This window comes from Cerasicoccus frondis, from assembly GCA_031296915.1.
In the GTDB taxonomy this organism is placed as follows: Bacteria; Verrucomicrobiota; Verrucomicrobiia; order Opitutales; family Cerasicoccaceae; genus Cerasicoccus; species Cerasicoccus frondis.
Map to the genome: position 1 here is coordinate 75747 of JAVDPC010000003.1, position 17822 is coordinate 93568.

The 17822-nt window shown below is 54.7% G+C and carries 12 protein-coding genes; 5 read left to right on the forward strand and 7 right to left on the reverse strand.

Annotation, left to right across the window (positions count from 1 at the left end; genetic code table 11):
- Nucleotides 1–471: 471 nt before the first annotated feature.
- From RBB63_RS03070 to RBB63_RS03080, 3 genes are all read right to left on the reverse strand, one after another.
- Nucleotides 472–1101, reverse strand: coding sequence for a PEP-CTERM sorting domain-containing protein (locus RBB63_RS03070; RefSeq protein WP_309380991.1), 630 nt, complete (start codon nt 1099–1101; stop codon nt 472–474).
- 252 nt (nt 1102–1353) lie between these two features.
- On the reverse strand, nt 1354–2010 hold the full coding sequence (locus RBB63_RS03075) for a polysaccharide deacetylase family protein (protein WP_309380993.1): 657 nt from the start codon (nt 2008–2010) through the stop codon (nt 1354–1356).
- A 210-nt stretch (nt 2011–2220) separates the two neighbouring features.
- Entirely contained in the window at nt 2221–2964 is a 744-nt protein-coding gene (locus RBB63_RS03080) for a hypothetical protein (protein ID WP_309380995.1), read from the reverse strand.
- A gap of 238 nt (nt 2965–3202) precedes the next feature.
- Here RBB63_RS03080 and RBB63_RS03085 point away from each other — a divergent pair, with 238 nt between their 5' ends.
- Nucleotides 3203–4171, forward strand: coding sequence for an aldo/keto reductase (locus RBB63_RS03085; protein ID WP_309380997.1), 969 nt, complete (start codon nt 3203–3205; stop codon nt 4169–4171).
- A 38-nt stretch (nt 4172–4209) separates the two neighbouring features.
- On the opposite strand, the gene RBB63_RS03090 is transcribed toward RBB63_RS03085, so the two are convergent.
- The 3 genes from RBB63_RS03090 to RBB63_RS03100 form a co-directional block, all read right to left on the reverse strand.
- Nucleotides 4210–6951 carry an Ig-like domain-containing protein gene (locus tag RBB63_RS03090; RefSeq protein ID WP_309380999.1) on the reverse strand — a complete coding sequence of 914 codons (2742 nt, stop codon included), beginning with the start codon at nt 6949–6951 and terminating at the stop codon, nt 4210–4212.
- Between the two features lie 660 nt (nt 6952–7611).
- Nucleotides 7612–8421 carry a hypothetical protein gene (locus RBB63_RS03095; protein ID WP_309381001.1) on the reverse strand — a complete coding sequence of 270 codons (810 nt, stop codon included), beginning with the start codon at nt 8419–8421 and terminating at the stop codon, nt 7612–7614.
- 314 nt (nt 8422–8735) lie between these two features.
- Nucleotides 8736–9605 (reverse strand): hypothetical protein, encoded by an 870-nt coding sequence (locus RBB63_RS03100; RefSeq protein ID WP_309381002.1) that lies wholly within the window; start codon nt 9603–9605, stop codon nt 8736–8738.
- Nucleotides 9606–9917: 312 nt separating this feature from the next.
- On the opposite strand from RBB63_RS03100, the gene clpB reads away from it, so the two are divergent.
- The 3 genes from clpB (at nt 9918) to RBB63_RS03115 (ending at nt 15446) form a co-directional block, all read left to right on the forward strand.
- A complete protein-coding gene (clpB, locus tag RBB63_RS03105; RefSeq protein WP_309381004.1) occupies nt 9918–12536 on the forward strand; it encodes an ATP-dependent chaperone ClpB in 2619 nt (872 codons plus the stop codon).
- Nucleotides 12537–12864: 328 nt separating this feature from the next.
- Nucleotides 12865–13563 carry a class I SAM-dependent methyltransferase gene (locus tag RBB63_RS03110; RefSeq protein ID WP_309381006.1) on the forward strand — a complete coding sequence of 233 codons (699 nt, stop codon included), beginning with the start codon at nt 12865–12867 and terminating at the stop codon, nt 13561–13563.
- Nucleotides 13560–15446: a hypothetical protein gene (locus tag RBB63_RS03115; RefSeq protein WP_309381008.1), complete on the forward strand. Its 1887-nt coding sequence runs from the start codon at nt 13560–13562 to the stop codon at nt 15444–15446. The genes RBB63_RS03110 and RBB63_RS03115 overlap by 4 nt, the downstream gene beginning before the upstream one ends.
- Here RBB63_RS03115 and RBB63_RS03120 read toward each other — a convergent pair whose 3' ends face one another.
- The gene (locus RBB63_RS03120; protein WP_309381010.1) at nt 15447–16382 is read right to left on the reverse strand and encodes a glycosyltransferase family 2 protein; all 936 of its coding nucleotides are present in this window, start codon (nt 16380–16382) and stop codon (nt 15447–15449) included.
- Nucleotides 16383–16803: 421 nt separating this feature from the next.
- Between RBB63_RS03120 and nadA the strand changes: the two genes are divergently transcribed.
- Nucleotides 16804–17787: a quinolinate synthase NadA gene (gene nadA, locus RBB63_RS03125; protein WP_343219114.1), complete on the forward strand. Its 984-nt coding sequence runs from the start codon at nt 16804–16806 to the stop codon at nt 17785–17787.
- Nucleotides 17788–17822 lie beyond the last annotated feature (35 nt).

The window sequence follows — 17822 nt, forward strand, 5'->3', positions numbered from 1 at the left end:
CTTAAAGCACTTTTCATCGAACTTGCCCCAAGACTCAAACCAAGTGTTTTCCGCACCAGCGGCGTTGGCTTTTCGCTCACAGGCTTGCTTAGAGCACTTTACATCTAGATTGGCCGATCAGGCCGCAGAGATTTTTCGTGTCCAGCAAGGCGGCTTGAGCGTCGCAGGCTGGAAGCCTGTGAGCGAAAAGCCAACAACGCTGGCGCGGAAAAGCACTCGGTTTAGGGCTTGGGGCCAGATTGGAAGTTCGCGGCGTTGGCATTTCAATCACGGGCTTCCAGCCCGATCAATCAAAGCCGCCTTGCGCTGCATCCAATCTCTACCCCACCTGACTCGGCCAATCTAGATGAAAAGTGCTCTAGTGCTGGTGAGCTTCAGCGCGAATGCGAAGACTGTGGGCACGCCATGTTTAACAAACCGATTGCTGCTGTGGCGGTCTGGATATTTGATGTGATATGGGCCGGGTGCTACTCATCGAGCGTAGCAGCGTTTACGACGGCGATACGCGACAACGCCAAGCGCCGCAATGCCTGCAAAAAGCGCGAGCGTGCTCGGCTCTGGCACAGCGGTGATGGTTCCGTCGATAGAGGCGCCGGTTATGTGCGTGTTCGAACTATCGACGTTCGCATTCCAGCCATAGAGGCGGAACTCCACCGTCGTGCCGCCGGCAATCGTTTGAAAAGCGCTGTTCGAAGTTGTGTCTGCGCTGAAGGCCTCAGCGCTGGTCGAAGCTGTATTGAGCGTTGCCAAGGCGTCCGAGTCGGTGAAACCGGAAATGCTGCTAAGGATCGCGTAGTCGTCAGGAGCGCCACTGCCGTTACGACGGATGCCGAAGGTGATGGTGGTCAGATCGAGTGTATATCCCTCGTCCACCGTAATGCTGAAGGTCACGTATTTATTGCCAGCGATTGCCTCGGCAAGTTCTGAGCCATCCCGGCGCGTGTAATCTGAGGTTGCAATCTCATAGTCAACCGGATCGCCACTCTTGTTTTTGAGGCCTGAGCCAAGTTGTAGTCCCTCGGCTAGGCTGATCCCCGCCTGCACGGATTCAATTGCCGTAACGGGTATGCCGGTCGGGCCACCGTCAACAACGCCTGACATGTCAAAGGCATAGTTGAAAACGACAGCGTTAGCGGAGCACAGCAGGGTTGCTGATCCGAGGCATGTGAAGATAGACTTTCTGTTGATGAGCATTGGTGGTTCGCTTTGTCTGAATCCGAAAAGCGGGCATCATAACAGAGTTTCATGAAAGGATTATTAAGCACGTAAAGAATACGGCATTTTTCTTCAAATGGCGCCTATTTGTTGCCTAACGGACATTCATCCGCCTCGTTCACACGGGCTGGTTTCAGCTTATAAAAACAGATCTGGCAGCTCTGCCCATTCGGCATCGGGGTCTGCGGTGATGCGGGCGATTTTTTCATCGAACGCTGTCCACTGCGCCTCGGTGCAGAGCTCGTAGCTGTGACCCCAGAAGTAGAAGACGCCGCAGCCGGAAGCCTTCGCTTGCTCATAGCGTTCCCAGAATACCTCATGGTGGAAATGGCAATTGGAAGGGAGGAACATCGGATCGTCGACCGGCCAGCAGGGGGTGGCGTTCTTTGTGGTGCGGGCGTAGCAATGCCCGGCTTCACGAACGACGTCCGCTGTGGCCGCATCACAGTCGCCAAACGGATAAACGAAGCCATGGATCGGCTGCTGAAACCAGTCCTGAAGGATCTTGCGCGCATCGACGACTTCGGCTCGCCAGTCGTCCAGCGGAATGCGGGTCGGCCAGGGGTGGCTCATGCTGTGGTTCGCAATAGTGAAGCCGGCATACACATCGGTCAGCTCGCTCTTGGCCAGGCGTTGAATGCTCTTTCCCCATCTCTCATTGAAGCCGCCCTGGCGCTCCGCATGGTGCGTTTGCGGGTTCAGGTTAAAGGACGCCTTGGCGGCATGCTTGCGGAGGATTTCGATGAGGCGGATGTCGTCATTGACGCCGTCATCCCAGCATTGGACAACTTTCATAGCGGTGATTTTTTGGGGGGAGTTATTTGAAAACACTCCCTTGAGATAAAGCTGCGGGCTGATCCGCATTTTGGCAAGGCCGCAGCAATCGTTAACTCAGCGGTGATCCAGTCTGCTGTTTGGTTGGCTAATTCATTGACGAAAAAGCGCCCTCCGCGTTTGGGCGGAAGGGCGCTTGGAAATACTTAATGCGGATCGCAGAAACGTCGCTTACTGCTGTTGTTTGCGGCGGCGATGCAGCACAACGCCACCAATGCAGACGAGACCTGTGGCCAGAGCGTAGGTGCTCGGCTCGGGGATGACGGCCGTGATCTGCATTAGGTTCAGATAACCGAAATCTCCGTTGGTGCGGCCAAGGTTGAATACGACATTGCCACTGGCGTCCGGCGTCACGTCGTTAAAGGTCAGCACGGTGTTGTCATTGAAGTTCTGCGTGCCGCTGCTGGAAATATTGGTCCCCGAAGTGGTCAGCGTGCCGTAGTTGGTGTTCGCGCCGATTGCTTCGTATTCGGTTTGGCGGGTCTGGGTGGAATTACGGGAGCCGAAAATGGTGAAGCTATACACGGTGTTGCTGTCCAAACCGGAAAGCGTGAAACTGCCTGAGCCGCTGAAGGGGATGTTGCCCTGCACATAGACGAAGTCGGATGTCGCAGCAGCCACATTTAAGTCTGCCGGGAGTAGAGGCAGGCCCGAAACTGAGCCATCGGAGTTGGCGCCATTGAAGGTGTTGGTGACTGTCAGGCTGACGCCACTGTTGGTGTTGGTGGTGTCGACCAGGTCAGCTAATGTGGTCGTCGTGTTGCTGACGGTGTTCCAGTAGTTGTCCGTTCCTGCATCGTAGAATGTGCCTTCTGTGCCGCCAAAATCGATGAGTATCGTGCTGGCGTGTAAGGCTGTGGAACTGGCGAGTATTAGCCCGGCAAGGCAAAGCGTCGAGGTGCTGGGGATTTTCATTGAGTTAGCTTATTTGGAATTAAACTGGGAATTAAGATTCGAGCACATATTGCCAATAACCTCTTTTTTTCTGAAGCAATACTATGGTGTTACTGTCACGGCTGCGTCTGCCTGGGGTCAGCCATTGGAATCTCTAACCGAGAACACCGGGCCGTAGGTCCTCCTAATGCCGCGTTTGATGAGGTTCACCTTGCAATGCGGTTTGAGTCCGGCGTGAATCAGTTTTTGGGTGAAATTAATGAAAACGAAAATACTTGGTCGAACTGGAATTGAAGTCCCCATCGTTGGCTTGGGGACGGCGTTTCTGGGCATACCAACGCCCAACCAAGGCAGATTCGAATACCGCGATGGGCCTTGCCAGGTGGACGTATCCCTCGGCGAGCAGACGGTGGCCGCAGCGCTGGATGCCGGCTATACCTTTTTCGACACCGCTGCGCTTTATGGGCGCACCAAGAGCGAAAGCATGATCGGCAAAGTCTTCCGACAAAAGCCCGAACAAGCCGCGCAATGCCTGGTGACGACGAAGGTGGGCCGCCACTACGGCAGCTGCGACTACAGCTTCGACGGCATCATTCGGCACGTGAATGAAGGCCTGGAGCGCCTGGGCCTGGAGCGCTTGGAAATCGTCTACATCCACGACGCCATGGACCAACCCATGCGTGAAGTAATGGCGAAAAACGGGGCGCTGGGCGCACTCCGACATTTGCAGAAGACGGGCGTGGTGCGGTATGTCGGGACGGCGGCCAATAACCCGGCCACGAACATTGCGTATATCGAAAGCGGTGAGTTTGACGCTGCCGTGATCGCCGATTCCTACAGCTTGCTCAACCAACTCGCGGAGGAGCGTATTTTCCCCGCCGCTGAAAAACACAAGGTGGGGCTGGTTGTCGCGACTCCCTTGGAGCGTGGGTTACTGGCCACGGGGCCCTTGGATGAACTGATCTACCATGACCGCAATTTTAGTGTGGAGGTCATGAGACATGCCGCCCAAATCAAGCGCCTCTGCGATGACTACCGCGTGCCCATGGCGGCGGTGTCTCTACAGTGGGTGACGCGCCATCCGCTGGTCGCGACAACCGTTCCGGGCGCCCGCGTGCCCCAGGAAGCCGTCGAGAACTGGCGCGCGGCGGAAATCGAGATTCCCTCGGCGTTGTGGGCAGACCTAATGCCGCTTATCCAGAGCTGGGATCTGGGAATTCCCTATTGAATCAACCAGGGCCAGCCTTGGCTATTGGCGGCCCTGGTTTACGGATTCGAGAAGACTCGCAGGAAGTAGGCGCGGAGGGTGTCGTTGGTAATCTCGAGCACCCGGGTCTCGGTGCCGTCTCCGTTGTCCGTGCTGCTGATCAGTGTGTAGTCGGTCTCCAGCACGAGCGTCTTCCATTCCTCCAGGTCGGCTGATCCCTCGTAGCCGATGGTGACGCCAGCGTCCGGGATAAAGCGGGTATAGGTCACGCGAAACTGGCCATCGACATAACTAAACTCTGGCTCGACGCGGGCCAGCGCATCGTCCTGATTGGTGATGGTCAGCGCGGCGTAATTGCTGTAAGCAGTGCCGCCGTAGATGTTAGTCGTGTACGCGCGGAATTGGACCGTGCCGTTGGCGAGCGCCGTGATGAGTCCATCGCTGGAGATACTGGCTTCGTCGCCAACCATGACCCAGCTGACCTCGGTTTCGACTGCGTTTTCGGGGAGGATCGTCGCGGTCGCCTGCAGCGTGCCCGCGCGTTCGTCGATGGTGGCTGTTTCCGGATCAATGCTGATGCTTGTCGCCGTCACCGGGCCAGCTTCCTGATTGTATACGTAGATGGTGTGGGTGTCAGTTGGGCCATCCACGGATGTTACGCGAATAGTGGTGACCCCGTTTTGCAGGGCGGTGACCAGCCCATTGGAATCCACCGTGGCGACTGATGGATCAGACGACGTGTAGATCATTGTCGGGTCGGTTGCATCGAGTGGGTAAAACGCCAGCTTGGTCTGTAGTGTCCCCAAATCCTCCCAGATCCAGGATGTTTTGCCCGACGAAGTAGTTACATACAAATTGAGCGCCACGACTTCCGCATACTGGTTGCTCATCGTTACCGTGTGCGATGCGCTGACATCTGAGCCATCGGTGGCAGTCACCGTGACGGTGACCGTACCATTGCCCTGTGAAGTCAGCACGCCATTGGCGTCGATGCTGGCGAAGCTGGAATTTTCCGTCCAGACGACTGCCTGATTCGTCGCGTTGGCTGGCGTGACGACGACATCGAAATCGATGCTCTGACCTAGCTCGTCGAGGGTATCCGTTAGCGGGGTAATCGTGAGCCCGGTGACGAGCTGCGTAACGGAGACTTCCAGGCTCGCGCTCACGCCGGAGCCGTCGGTTGCCGTGGCCGTAATGGTGGCGGTTCCAGCGCCAATTGCTTCGAGGAGCCCGGTCGCTGAGACCGTTGCAATGCCGTTGTCCGAGCTCGACCAAGTGACCTCCTGGTTGCTGGCGTTGACGGGGGAGGCGTCGGTATAAAGCTGCTCGGTGTCGCCAAAGGCGGTAAAGAACATCACACCCGGAGTGACCGCCAGCGACTCAATGGGAATCACGGGTCCCATGCCGTCCTGATTAGTCACTTCGATGGAAATTGTGTCCGCAACGCCGAGGCCGTAATTGGCCGTCGCCGTCACGATGACGGTTCCGTTGCCAACTGCGGTCAGGAGGCCGTCTGTATTAATCGTCGCTACGGTGTGATCATCAACGGTCCACACCACGGGTTGATCCGCCGTCTCGGCGGGCAGTAAATCGGCCGTGAGCGAAAGCGTTCCGTTGTCGACATCGATGCTGGTGGCGGAAGCTTGAATTGTGACAGAACTCACTGGACGTTCGCCAACTTCGATTAAGCGAGGTTCACTGGGAAAGCCGTCATTGAAGCTTTGCCGAACACTAACGCTAACGGTCGAGGTATTGACCTCGTAGATCGTCCCCAATCCACTGCCCGATCCGCCATAGCGCGTTACTCCGAAGACCCGGCCCGCCCAAGTCGTCAGGAGTGAGCCGGTGGTGATATACGTGCCCGAGGAGGTGAAGCTATGCACAAAGTCCAGCGTTTCGGTGGTGGGATTGTAGCGGAGCACGCCGCCTTGACCATTGACGCCTCCAATGGAGGCCTGGAGGTAGAGATTGCCATCGGGCCCCACGGCGAAGCCCTCTCCATGCCACGACTCGTAAGTATAATGTACTTTCTCACTGAAGGTGTCGGTATCCAGGTCATACTCGAATAGCACGCCGTTGCCGTTGTCGCCGCTCCAGGTGGTGGAGCCGTAAATGCGCTGCCCAATCATGGCCAGGGTGGGGGTAGGGCTCCGACCGCCTACGGAGCCAAACGAGTGCAGGACGCGCCAGGTTTGAGTATCTAGATCATACTCATAGAGCACGCCCCTATCTTCGTCACCGCCACTGTATGTCGTGCCGTAAATCAGATGATTGTTCACGAGAAGGAAGTTCGATTCGGTAAACGCGGTGCGTCCCTCCGCATTGGGATAGTCGTAAACCAGATCCAATGAATGGGCCACGGGGTTGTAAGCGTAGAGCGAGCCGTTGCTCTCAATCGACATGACAATGAACCGGCCATCGGGAACTAGGAGTAGTTGTTGGCCAATGTAGATCTCCGGATGATGTTCGACCGAGAAAAGCTCGTATTGGGGATCATACGAGTAAATGACGCCAGCGCCATGCTCTCCGCCTTGAGCGGTAATCCCGTAAAGCTTGCCGTCGCTACCCTCGGTCAGGGCGCCGTTGGGCCACTCTCCCCGCAGTCCACCTTCAAAATGGTGCACTTTTTCGAAACTGCCGCCATCTGCCGCCATGCGAAAGATGTAGCCGTAGTTATGGTCGCCTCCGAGGTAGGAGGTTCCCCAGATCTCGGAGTATTGTGCGCGAGCCGCGCCAGCCGCGAAGACCAAGACGACAAAGAGCAGCAGTGTTTTAGAGTAGGAGGAAATCGAAATCCGCATGGCTGATGAGAATGTAACTATACCTAATGAAAAATTAATGAACGCTTAATGTATTTTGAATTTTTGACCGGTTGCTTTGGAGGAAGGGGGGACTCAAGTTTATTGACGCTGGGCAAAATTGCCTCAGCAATTGGCTGCGTCATTGAGTCAGCGGCAGGGGGATTGCGGAAGCTAGCGCGCCCTGCTGCATATTCCCGAGCCGCCGACCGGCATGGCCGACCTCGGCGCGGTTACGCTTGGCGCCTTCGTGTTGCAACGCCGACGTAAGGGGGCGAGGGGGATAGGCGTTGGTTAAGACGCCCAGTTGTCGCGGAGTTTAAAGCTACGTCCAATAAGAAAGGTGGAGCCCGGTGTCCCGACCGGGCTTGTTCCATCCAGTTGACCAACTGAGAGGCAAAGCAAGCCTGCTCGGAACCGCCTCTTAGAAGAGCAGGACCAAGCTCCACCTCAGTTAGATCGTTAAGGAAACAAAGCCAAGACGGTTGGAACAGATGCGGGATCAGGTCTTGGGGGAATGTTTAAAATCTACGTTCTACCCTTTTTAGGTTCATCACCTCGAATCATCTTCATTTCATCAGAGACACTCACTCTTTTGGGATGGCGTAAAGAATGGATTCGTGAATGCGACGTGTTACATTAATCCGCCCACAAATCACTGTACTAACGGGTAGCGTATATATCATTCGCATAGATTAAACTTTGATTGCCAGACAAACGAACTAAGTTTTGGCGAAACTGAAGTCTACTGGCACTAGGATAGTTTTGCTTAAGGATGGACACATCCTCATTGAATCGGTCTGTCACCTTAAGGAAACCGCCAATAGCATAATATACATCCTTCTCAGAAATTCGCATATCTCCAGTACGGACCTTTCTTGAGGTGGTAGTCTGATCATACTTCTGCCTAGCGGTTAGATTAAAAGAACCAATGTAAGCAACCTCACCACTCTGCACGTTGATTTGACCCTCAAATGCCAGACCTGGAAACATCAATTTTGAGGAAAGAAACGAATGGTTTAGGGGAACAAAGGCCCCTCCAGCATAAACTGTGGTTGATGCGTTGTACGTTCCAGTACATTCTAATCTGGCAATCCTGTAGCTCCCAACCGGCAACCCCTCAAAAGCAACAGTACCATATACCCTCCCGATTTTGCTGATAGACTTAGAGTTTTTACTCTGGAATTTCTGCGATTTGACTAAAGAATCAAAAACCATAGTCCGATTAGTGGTGTCTTCTACAAGAACCATCCTCACATTTCCTACATTAAGCACTGAGGCATCGGGTATTTCACCTTTTGACTCCCTGAGGGATACAATCAGTGAAAACATTACAGCGCCCGTAGATTTTCCAATCCCGACGTTAGTGATCTCTTGATTAACCTTTTTTTCAAATTGCTGACCAGCGCACCCTGATAAGATCGCGACTGCAGTAAAGCATATAGCCAGTAAGTTGGGATATTTTGAATTCATCTTTGAATGGATAATGATTAAAACCATACCCACATATGAATTCCGCCCCGAATCAATACTTTTCCGCAAATTGTGGTTGAATGCCATCGTGCCCTGATTGCCAGTGATCCGTAAGTTCCTCCGAACCGGTCTGAGCCCAGAGCAATCAAACGAAGACCCAAGGGATACCAGTTCCTCACCAAGCCAAGAACACAGATGGTCGTAGCACCCTCCAGGAGGCCGAAATGAAAAACGATTGGGGACCAAATCTTAGCGCTATTCACGTTTGACCCCTTTTTAACCTACCTCTCCTTTTTCTCCGATCGCATTTAATTTTAGCATTCATAATCGCACTTACTGCATTTGCGCTGCTCTTCATATTCACTGTATGAAATGAAGCGCATATTCCCTTGTTGGCATTGGGGGCAATTATTCCGACCGATGAATTGGTAAAGCTGCTCCTCTGTGTATTCATCAGAATCAATCTGCTGCTTCAGTTCTCGTAATTCTACGCCTGATTTCTCTCCACTGTATGAGCCTATTAATACCTGGTTGTGGTATTGGTTATGCTCGTCGTCATCGTCTGCAAAACAGATTCTAGCTTTGGGGATGAAATGCAGCTGTTCCACAATCTTTTTAACCTGTTCAACAGTGAATCCTTCTCCCAAGGATACAGTGAAATTTTTTGGGGTGTAGGCTCCTTTTCCAAAGGTTTCATGGACTGGAATTTTATTTGCAGTAAATCGCATATGGATTTCTCTAAAGTGCTGCAATGTCTCATTCAATGCAACAGTTACTGTAGACCACTTAATTTCAACACTGCTTGATATTACTGGGATCTCCACAGGACTTCTCATGATTGCTTGCTGTAATTCCGCTAAATCCTCCCTAATTTTTGATACTGATTCAGTGGTCACTTCTAACTTTGTAAAGCCTGTTTTAGATTCAATGTACTTGGAATAGTAAACATCTTCCTGCATTTCAGGTCTGAATTTGGTTTGAAGTAAAAAAATGGATATTAAGAAAGCAGGGACATTTGTTATACTGGCAATTACTAAAGTTGCTGGGATCCATGATGGATTCTCTATGTGTGCTGCAGCAGTAAGAAAACTTAAGTTCACTAATACTAGTCCGCACAGCCAAGCGGCCAAAAGCTGTATTGGTTTTGTGATTTTATGAGCGTCAATTTTGGGGCTATTATCCATTGTTTGAAGTAGGCTTGATAAATAAATCGAAGCATCTGTGAGGCAGCTGAATGTAGTTTCTTATAGAAAATCTGTACAATTCGTTTTCGTCAATTTGAATTGAGTAACATGGTGATTCGTAATCATTCTAAGATTTATAGTATGTCATGTTAGAGGCGCCGTGAGAAGATGAGTCGCAAGGGTGTGTCAATGTGACTCTGTTGGTGGCGATTTGTTTGTGCTTTATGATTTTGTAAGATGTTAGAATAAAGCAGTTTGTGAAATTGGGTTTCGTTTTTTCACTCTCGGCACGCAACCTGCCCTTAGGTAGGCATGAATATCGATTTTAACCGCTTTACCGAGAAGGCCCGTGAGGCCGTGATGGGGGCGCAGAATGATGCCCGCCATCGGAACCACCAACAGATTGACGGGTGGCATTTGCTGCAGGCATTGCTGGAGCAAGAGGGGGGCATTGTCCCGAGCCTGCTCAACAAACTGGAGATTACGCCCAATGCCGTGAAGCTCGCTAACGAGCGCGAGCTCGACCGTTTGCCGTCCGTGACGGGCAGCACCAGCGCCAACAATGTCTACGTGACGCAGGCGCTGCAGGATGTCTTTACCTACGCCGAGAAGCAGGCGCAGAAGCTCAAGGACGAATACGTGTCCGTGGAGCATTTGCTGCTGGGCCTCGTCGCGAACAGGGACGACAAGTTGCGTGCGTTTTTTAAGTCCTTCAACCTGGACGAAAAGCGCGTGTTGGAAGCGCTCACGCAAGTGCGCGGCAACCAGCGCGTGACCTCGCAGAACCCGGAGTCGACCTACGAAGCCCTGGCAAAGTATGGGCAGGACCTCGTGGAGCTCGTCAAGCAAGGCAAGCTCGACCCGGTTATTGGGCGCGACGACGAGATTCGCCGCGTGATCCGTATTTTGTCCCGTAAGACGAAGAACAACCCGGTGCTCATCGGCGAGCCCGGCGTTGGCAAGACCGCCATCGTCGAAGGCCTCGCCCAGCGGATTGTGCGTGGCGACGTGTCCGAGGGCTTGAAGGACAAGACCGTGTTTGCGCTCGACCTCGCGAGCCTCGTAGCTGGCGCGAAATATCGCGGCGAGTTCGAAGAACGTCTCAAGGCCGTGCTGAACGAAATCAAGTCCAGCGACGGCAAGGTGATCCTCTTCATCGACGAGCTCCACACGATTGTGGGCGCGGGCAAGACCGAAGGCGCGATGGACGCGGGCAACATGCTCAAGCCCATGCTGGCCCGCGGCGAGCTGCGCTGTATCGGCGCGACCACGCTCGACGAATACCGCAAGTATATCGAGAAGGACGCCGCGCTGGAGCGCCGTTTCCAGACGGTTATGGTTGACCAGCCAACGGTCGAGGACACGATTTCGATCCTGCGCGGCCTGCGCGAACGTTTCGAAGTGCACCACGGCGTGCGCATTCAGGACGCCGCGCTGGTGCAGTCGGCGGTGCTGAGCCATCGTTACATCAGCGAGCGCTTTTTGCCAGACAAGGCCATTGACCTCGTCGACGAAGCCTGCGCGCAGATTCGCACGGAAATGGACTCCATGCCCGCCGAGCTCGACGGCCTCAACCGTCGCGTCATGCAGCTGGAGATCGAAGAGCAGGCCCTCAAGAAGGAGAAGGACGAAGCCTCAAAGCAGCGCCTCGAAACGCTGCGCAAGGAGCTGTCCGACATCCGCGAGAAGGCCAATGCGCTGCGCGCCCGTTGGGAGGCTGAAAAGGCCGAGCTGGGCAAGGCGCAAAAGGTTCGCGAGGAGATTGACCAAGTGCGCCAGCAAATGGCTGAAGCCGAGCGGGTTTACGACCTGCAAAAGCTCGCCGAGCTGCGTCATGGCCGCCTGCCTCAGCTGGAGCAACAGCTAAAGGACCTCGAGGCCAAGGAGCACAAGCAAGTCGAGAAGGGAGACACCCTCGTGCGCGAGGAAGTTTCCCCGGAAGAAATCGCCGAGATTGTGGCGCGCTGGACGGGCATCCCGGTCACGCGTCTGGTCGAAGGCGAGCGCGACAAGCTGCTCAACTTGGAGAACGTTTTGCACGACCGCGTGGTCGGCCAAGACGAAGCGGTGACGCTCGTCAGCGAAGCAATCCTGCGTGCGCGTTCGGGGATTAAAGACCCGCGCCGGCCGATTGGTTCGTTCCTCTTTTTAGGACCGACGGGCGTCGGCAAGACCGAGCTCGCGAAGACCCTGGCGGAGTCGCTCTTTGACACCGAGGACAACATTGTGCGCATCGACATGAGCGAGTACATGGAGAAGCACAGCGTGGCTCGCCTGATCGGCGCGCCTCCGGGGTATGTCGGTTACGATGAGGGCGGTCAGCTGTCCGAAGCCGTGCGCCGCAAGCCGTATTCGGTGGTGCTGTTCGACGAAATCGAAAAGGCCCACCCGGACGTCTTCAACGTGCTGCTTCAGATCCTCGACGACGGTCGCATCACCGACAGCCAGGGGCACGTGGTGAACTTTAAGAACACCGTGATCATCATGACCTCCAACGTCGGCAGCCGCTACCTCATCGAGGGCGTCTCCGCGAACGAGATCCCTGAGAGCGTTCGTGAATCGGTGATGACAGAGCTGCGTGCAGGATTCCGTCCGGAATTTCTGAACCGCATCGACGACATCATCCTGTTCAAACCGCTCAAGCTGGAAGAGATCACGCGCATCGTGGACCTCCTCGTGGCCGACTTAAACAAGCGCCTCGAAGACCGCCGCGTCACGGTTACTTTGGATGACAAAGCTCGTGAGTGGGTTGCCGAGCGCGGCTACGATCCGGTCTATGGCGCCCGCCCGTTGAAGCGGTTCTTGCAGAAGCGCGTGGAGACGCAACTGGCCCGTAGCCTGATCGCCGGCGACATCGGCGAGGGCGACCAAGTCAGCTTCACGATCGAGGACAACGAACTGCAGATGCAGCAGGTCCAAGCAGTTTCATAGTTAGTAGAATAGTCAGAGTAGAGAGACAAGTAGTAGCAGTATAAAGGAAGAGTCCCGGCCAGTTGGATGGCCGGGGCTCGTTTTTTTTGATGCAGAATAAAATAAGTTGGCGCACTTTTTCATTAAAGGGCGAGTAATGTAGTAGCTGCATCCAAGCAGCGAGTAGTAGAAATAGTAGTAGCAAGGGGCCTCGCTCTTCACCTTGAGCGGGGCTCCTTATTTTTGACAGATCTTCCATCATGCCGCGATCCTGCTGAGCAACCGCTTTGGTTTTCAGTTGCATGTCGCTTGGGGCTAGGCTGTATCTTACTGCATACATCTCAAGTGTATGAGTGAATTCCAGCAAACAACCGACAGCTACGAGGCTATGGTCCAGGAGGCCATTAACTTCAGTGGCCAGGATCACGATCACTTTACGCGGGTGAAGGCGCAGTGTTTGCTAGACATCACCCAGCGCCTGTTGGGGCCGGTTGCCGACCAGCACTTTCTGGACATCGGCTGTGGCATTGGCCTGACGGATGCGCATTTGTGCGAGCATGTGGGCCAGCTAACCGGAGTTGAAATGCACCCGGATATCGTCGCCAAAGCGCAGGAGCGTAATCCCACGGCAACCTACTACGCCTATGACGGCTCACGTTTGCCGCTGGACGATGCATCCGTCGATCTGGCTTTCACCATATGCGTGATGCATCACGTGCCACCGGCGCAGTGGAATCACTTTTGCGCGGAGGCATACCGCGTTGTCCGGCCCGGTGGCTTGTTTGTGGTGTTCGAGCACAACCCCTGGAATCCATTGACGCAGTGGGTCGTCTCTCGGGTTCCCTTTGACGCAGACGCGGTGTTGCTGAGCGCCTGGCGGACGCTTCAATTGCAGCGAAAGGCGGGTTTCTTTCCGTTGGAGCGTCGGCACATCCTCTTCACGCCTTGGGCAGGCAAATTATGGAGCCAAGTCGATAAGCTGCTTGGCCGGACGAACATCGGCGCCCAGTACTACGCCGCTGCCCGCAAGCCGGATTCGCCACGATGAAATCTCAGCGCTGGGCACTCATTGTCGGTCTATCCCTGACCGCGTTTTACCTAGTCCTGGTTTACCGATTCGGCTTTGTTGGCTGGATTGCCTGGGACGAGGGGGCGCTGGGCCAGATGGCCGAGCGCATCCACTTTGGCGAATTCCCGCACACCCACTACGACTGTATGTATACGGGCTTCCTGAGCATGCTGCATGCGGGGTGGTATTGGCTCTTTGGCATCGATTTATCGACTTTGCGCGGCTTTCTCTTTTTCACCAATTACGTATTTCTCGCGGCGTTTTACTGCCTGGCGCTGCGGCTGACTCAGCGCGTGAGCGCCGCCGGGATGGTGACCCTCACCGCGATGTTGTGGGGGTGCATTCAATACCCGACGTCGATGCCAAGCTATCAGGTGACATTCCTCACCCTGGGCGTCGTGATGACGCTGATGCTTCACCATCGAACCGGGCTGGTGCGTTGGGCGCTGTTGGCGGGTTTTCTCTGCGCTCTAACCATCCTGATCAAAATCACCGGACTGTATCTGGTGATGGCGCTTGGCTATTACTGGATTTATGACAACCAGAACCGCGCTGCTCGGCAGGTCGGGTGGGGGAAATGGCAGTGGTCGACATTGACGCTGGGTATCTCGGCCTGTCTGCTGTTGCCGCCCCTGATGATCGGCAAGCTGGTTGCGCATCTTTGGCAATCGGGTGGGTTGGCTTATTTTATTTTGCCCTTTATCGGTCTGGCTGCGGTCATCATCGAGCGGGAATGTCGTCTTGGTCGCACAACGTTGCGCACGCGTGCAATGGACTTATTTCGCGTTCTGTGGCCTTATGCGGCGGGGCTGTTGATTGGTTTGGCGCCGTTCATCCTTTTCTATGCCTCCATTGGTGGTTTGGGCGCGCTTTTACATGGGACTTTGATTGCGCCGTTTGCTCGGGTAGCGAGTCAAACGACGAGCTCTTCATACGGGTTAACGGCTTGGACACTGACCGCAGTCGCGGTCTGTGGCGCTTTGCTGTTCCCCCGACGATTGGCTGCGGGCATCGTGCTGTTGTGCGTAGCCTTGGGCGGTGCGTATGTCATGTTTTTCGAATCATCGCGCACGATGTTCTTTGCGCTGTGGACATCCGCGCCCTGGATGGCGCCCTTGGCGGGCTTGCTTCCGTTGGTGAGTCGGTGGACGATTCCCGCTGCCATGCGCAGTGAAAAAGCCGGCGCTCCCTATGGTGATTTTATCCTGCTGGTTGCCGGTTTGGCCAACGTCTCCCTGCTGCAATTTCCCTACGCGGTGCCGATCTACTACCTCTATGTGATTCCGTTGGTGATGCTGGTATGGCTGGCTTATTTGAGAATGCTGCCCGAGCCCACCAAGGCAGTGTATTTATTACAGCTGGGCTTGCCGGTGTTCTTCATTGCTTATGCACTGATTCATTTGGAAAAGGGGCCACGCGCAAGTATGTGGATCAAGGATATTCCACTGCATCATGCGATCGAAACGCCGCGCTCAGGCATTGATGTTTCCGCCGCAGAATTTGTCATCTACCTTGAAGCCAGCCAATTGATTGAGAAGCTAGCCCCGGACGATGAGTACATCTATGCGTTTCCGGATTCGCCACATATCTATTTTCTGAACGGCAAACGCAACCCGACGCGCGCGCTCTTTGATTTACTGGGGCGAGGGGAGGAAGACTACGCCAGTGATGAAACGCTGGCTCTTTTGGAAGAGAAAAAAGTGAATTTGGTGATCATCAACATTGGGGATACATTCTCGCCTCGTCCCAGCCGCGAGACCATCGATAAGCTTCAAGAGCGGTATCCCAACGCAACCTTGTCGCTCGACAAGCGGCTACTCTATCTGTGGCGCGATTCTCCAACAAGCGAGGCAACGCCTTGATCACGGATCGCGGAGAATTTTATCAATGAGGTAGCAGGGGCGTTGTTTCACCTCCATGTAAATGCGGCCGATGTATTCGCCGATCACGCCAAGGAACACCAATTGCACGCCTGCAAACAGGATGATGGCGTTGATCATCGCCGTGAATCCGCGCGGTGAGGAGTTAAAAAAGAGAAACGCGATTAAGGTGTAGGCTGCGTAGCAAACCGTTGGCGTCAGAATCGCCAAGCCGAGCAACATCGCTCCACGCAAGGGGGCGACCGTGAACGAAAATATGCCGTCCAAGGCCAAACGCACGAGCTTACGCAGCGTGTATTTGGTTTCGCCTTGCGCGCGCTCGGGCCGAGTGACAGGCAATGCTTTTTGCTTGTAGCCAACCCACGCCCGCAAACCTCGCAGATAGCGCTGCTGCTCTGGCATGGCGTTGAGCGCGTCCACTACGCGGCGGCTCATCAGAGAAAAGTCACCCGAGTCCAGCGGGACTCTCGTGTTTGAAATGCTGGAAAAAATACGGTAATAAGCAAAGTAAGCCAACCGCAACCAAGGGGAAGCGATGCGCCGCTCTCGGACTGCGTAAACAACATCATAGCCCGCGCGCCAGTGTTCGACGAATTGCCTGATCACTGATGGCTCGTCCTGCAAGTCGCCATCCATCAGCACGAGGGCGTCACCGCGGGACAATTCCATCGCCGCTGTGAAGGCCACTTGTTGCCCATAGTTGCGAGACAGGGACACTGCCACAATGCGCGGATCTGCCTCATGGGCGGCCTGGATTTTCGCAAATGTCTGGTCGCGACTCCCGTCATCGACGAGGATTATCTCAAAGTCCGGCTCCAGCTCTGCGAGCACCTGCGTCAATTGCTCCAGTAATGCATCGATGGACGCTTCTTCATTATACAAGGCAATCCCAACTGACAGCGTGACGCGTTTAGCCATGCTGGGTAGCATTTAGTGGCGCCTGTTTTTCGCAATCAAGAAATCCATCTGAGATAGCGCGCTTAGCGACCAGTGTTTTACCTTTGTGGCCGGGCCGAGGCCCGTAAAGCGCGTCTTCCGGCGCCTGCATCGCGCCCATGAAATAGGCTTTTTAAACCACGAAGGACATGAAGCGCATGAAGCCAACCATCGTTTTTTAGATTTCACGCAAAGACCCAAAGACCCCAAGTTGCTTTAAGGCTGAATTTCTTGGGGTCTTTGGGGCTTTGCGTGAGTTTCAATTCGTTGCCTCTCTAACGTCGTGCGTTTCGTGTCCTTCGTGGTTAAATCACGTTTCGTTGGTTGGAGCCTCTCATGTTAAAAAATCCCTGTAACGAAGCCGGTATTTGACAAAACGGCGCCAATCCCAACTGTGTGCGGGATCATGGCAGTCCTTGATTACGAACCCTTGGTCTTTAACCCGCGTCCGTCGGGCGATGCGCCGCTGTCCGCAATTCAGGAGGAAATCCTGGAACTGAAGCAAAAGCGCAATGCCGTCATCCTTGCGCACAATTACCAGATCGACGCCATACAGCAGGTGGCTGATTTTGTCGGCGACTCCTTGGGCCTGGCCTACCGGGCGGAAGAAGCTGACGCCGATGTGATCGTTTTTTGCGGCGTGCACTTCATGGCGGAGACCGCGAAAATCGTCAATCCGAGCAAGACGGTTCTCTTGCCGGAAATGGACGCTGGTTGCTCGCTTTCGGATAGCTGCCCTCCCGAAAAGCTCAAGGCTTACCAAGACGCCAATCCCAATCTCTACACCGTGGCGTATATCAATTGCTCAGCTGGCGTGAAGGCGCTGAGCGACGTTATCTGCACCAGTGGCAACGCCATGAAAATTGCAGACCGCATTCCGGCGGATCGCGAAATCCTCTTTGTGCCCGACCAGAATCTTGGCCAATGGGTCAGCAAGCAACTCGGCCGCCCCATGCGTCTGTGGCCCGGCAGTTGTTACGCCCACGTCCTGTTCACGACACGCGCCATTGAAAAGGTGAAGCTCAAGTTCCCGGGCGCTCCGGTGGTGGCGCACCCCGAGTGCGTTGAAGCCGTCCGTGATGTGGCGGACGAAGTTTGTTCGACCGAAAAGATGGTTGGTTTTTGCAAAAGCCATCCGTCGGAGACGATCATCGTTGTCACCGAAACCGGCATGATCCATCGCCTGCAGCGCGAGATCCCGGAAAAGACCTTCGTGGCTGGCCCCACCGACACCTGTGCCTGCAACGACTGTCGCTACATGAAGATGAACACGGTCGAAAAGCTCCGCGATTGCCTGCGGGACATGTCGCCCGAAATCACCATGGATGAAGCAGTTCGCAAAGCCGCCTACGCGCCGATTAAGCGCATGCTGGAGTGGTCGAAGTAGGGGCGAGAATTTTGTTTTTCGAGCTCCGGGTGCTG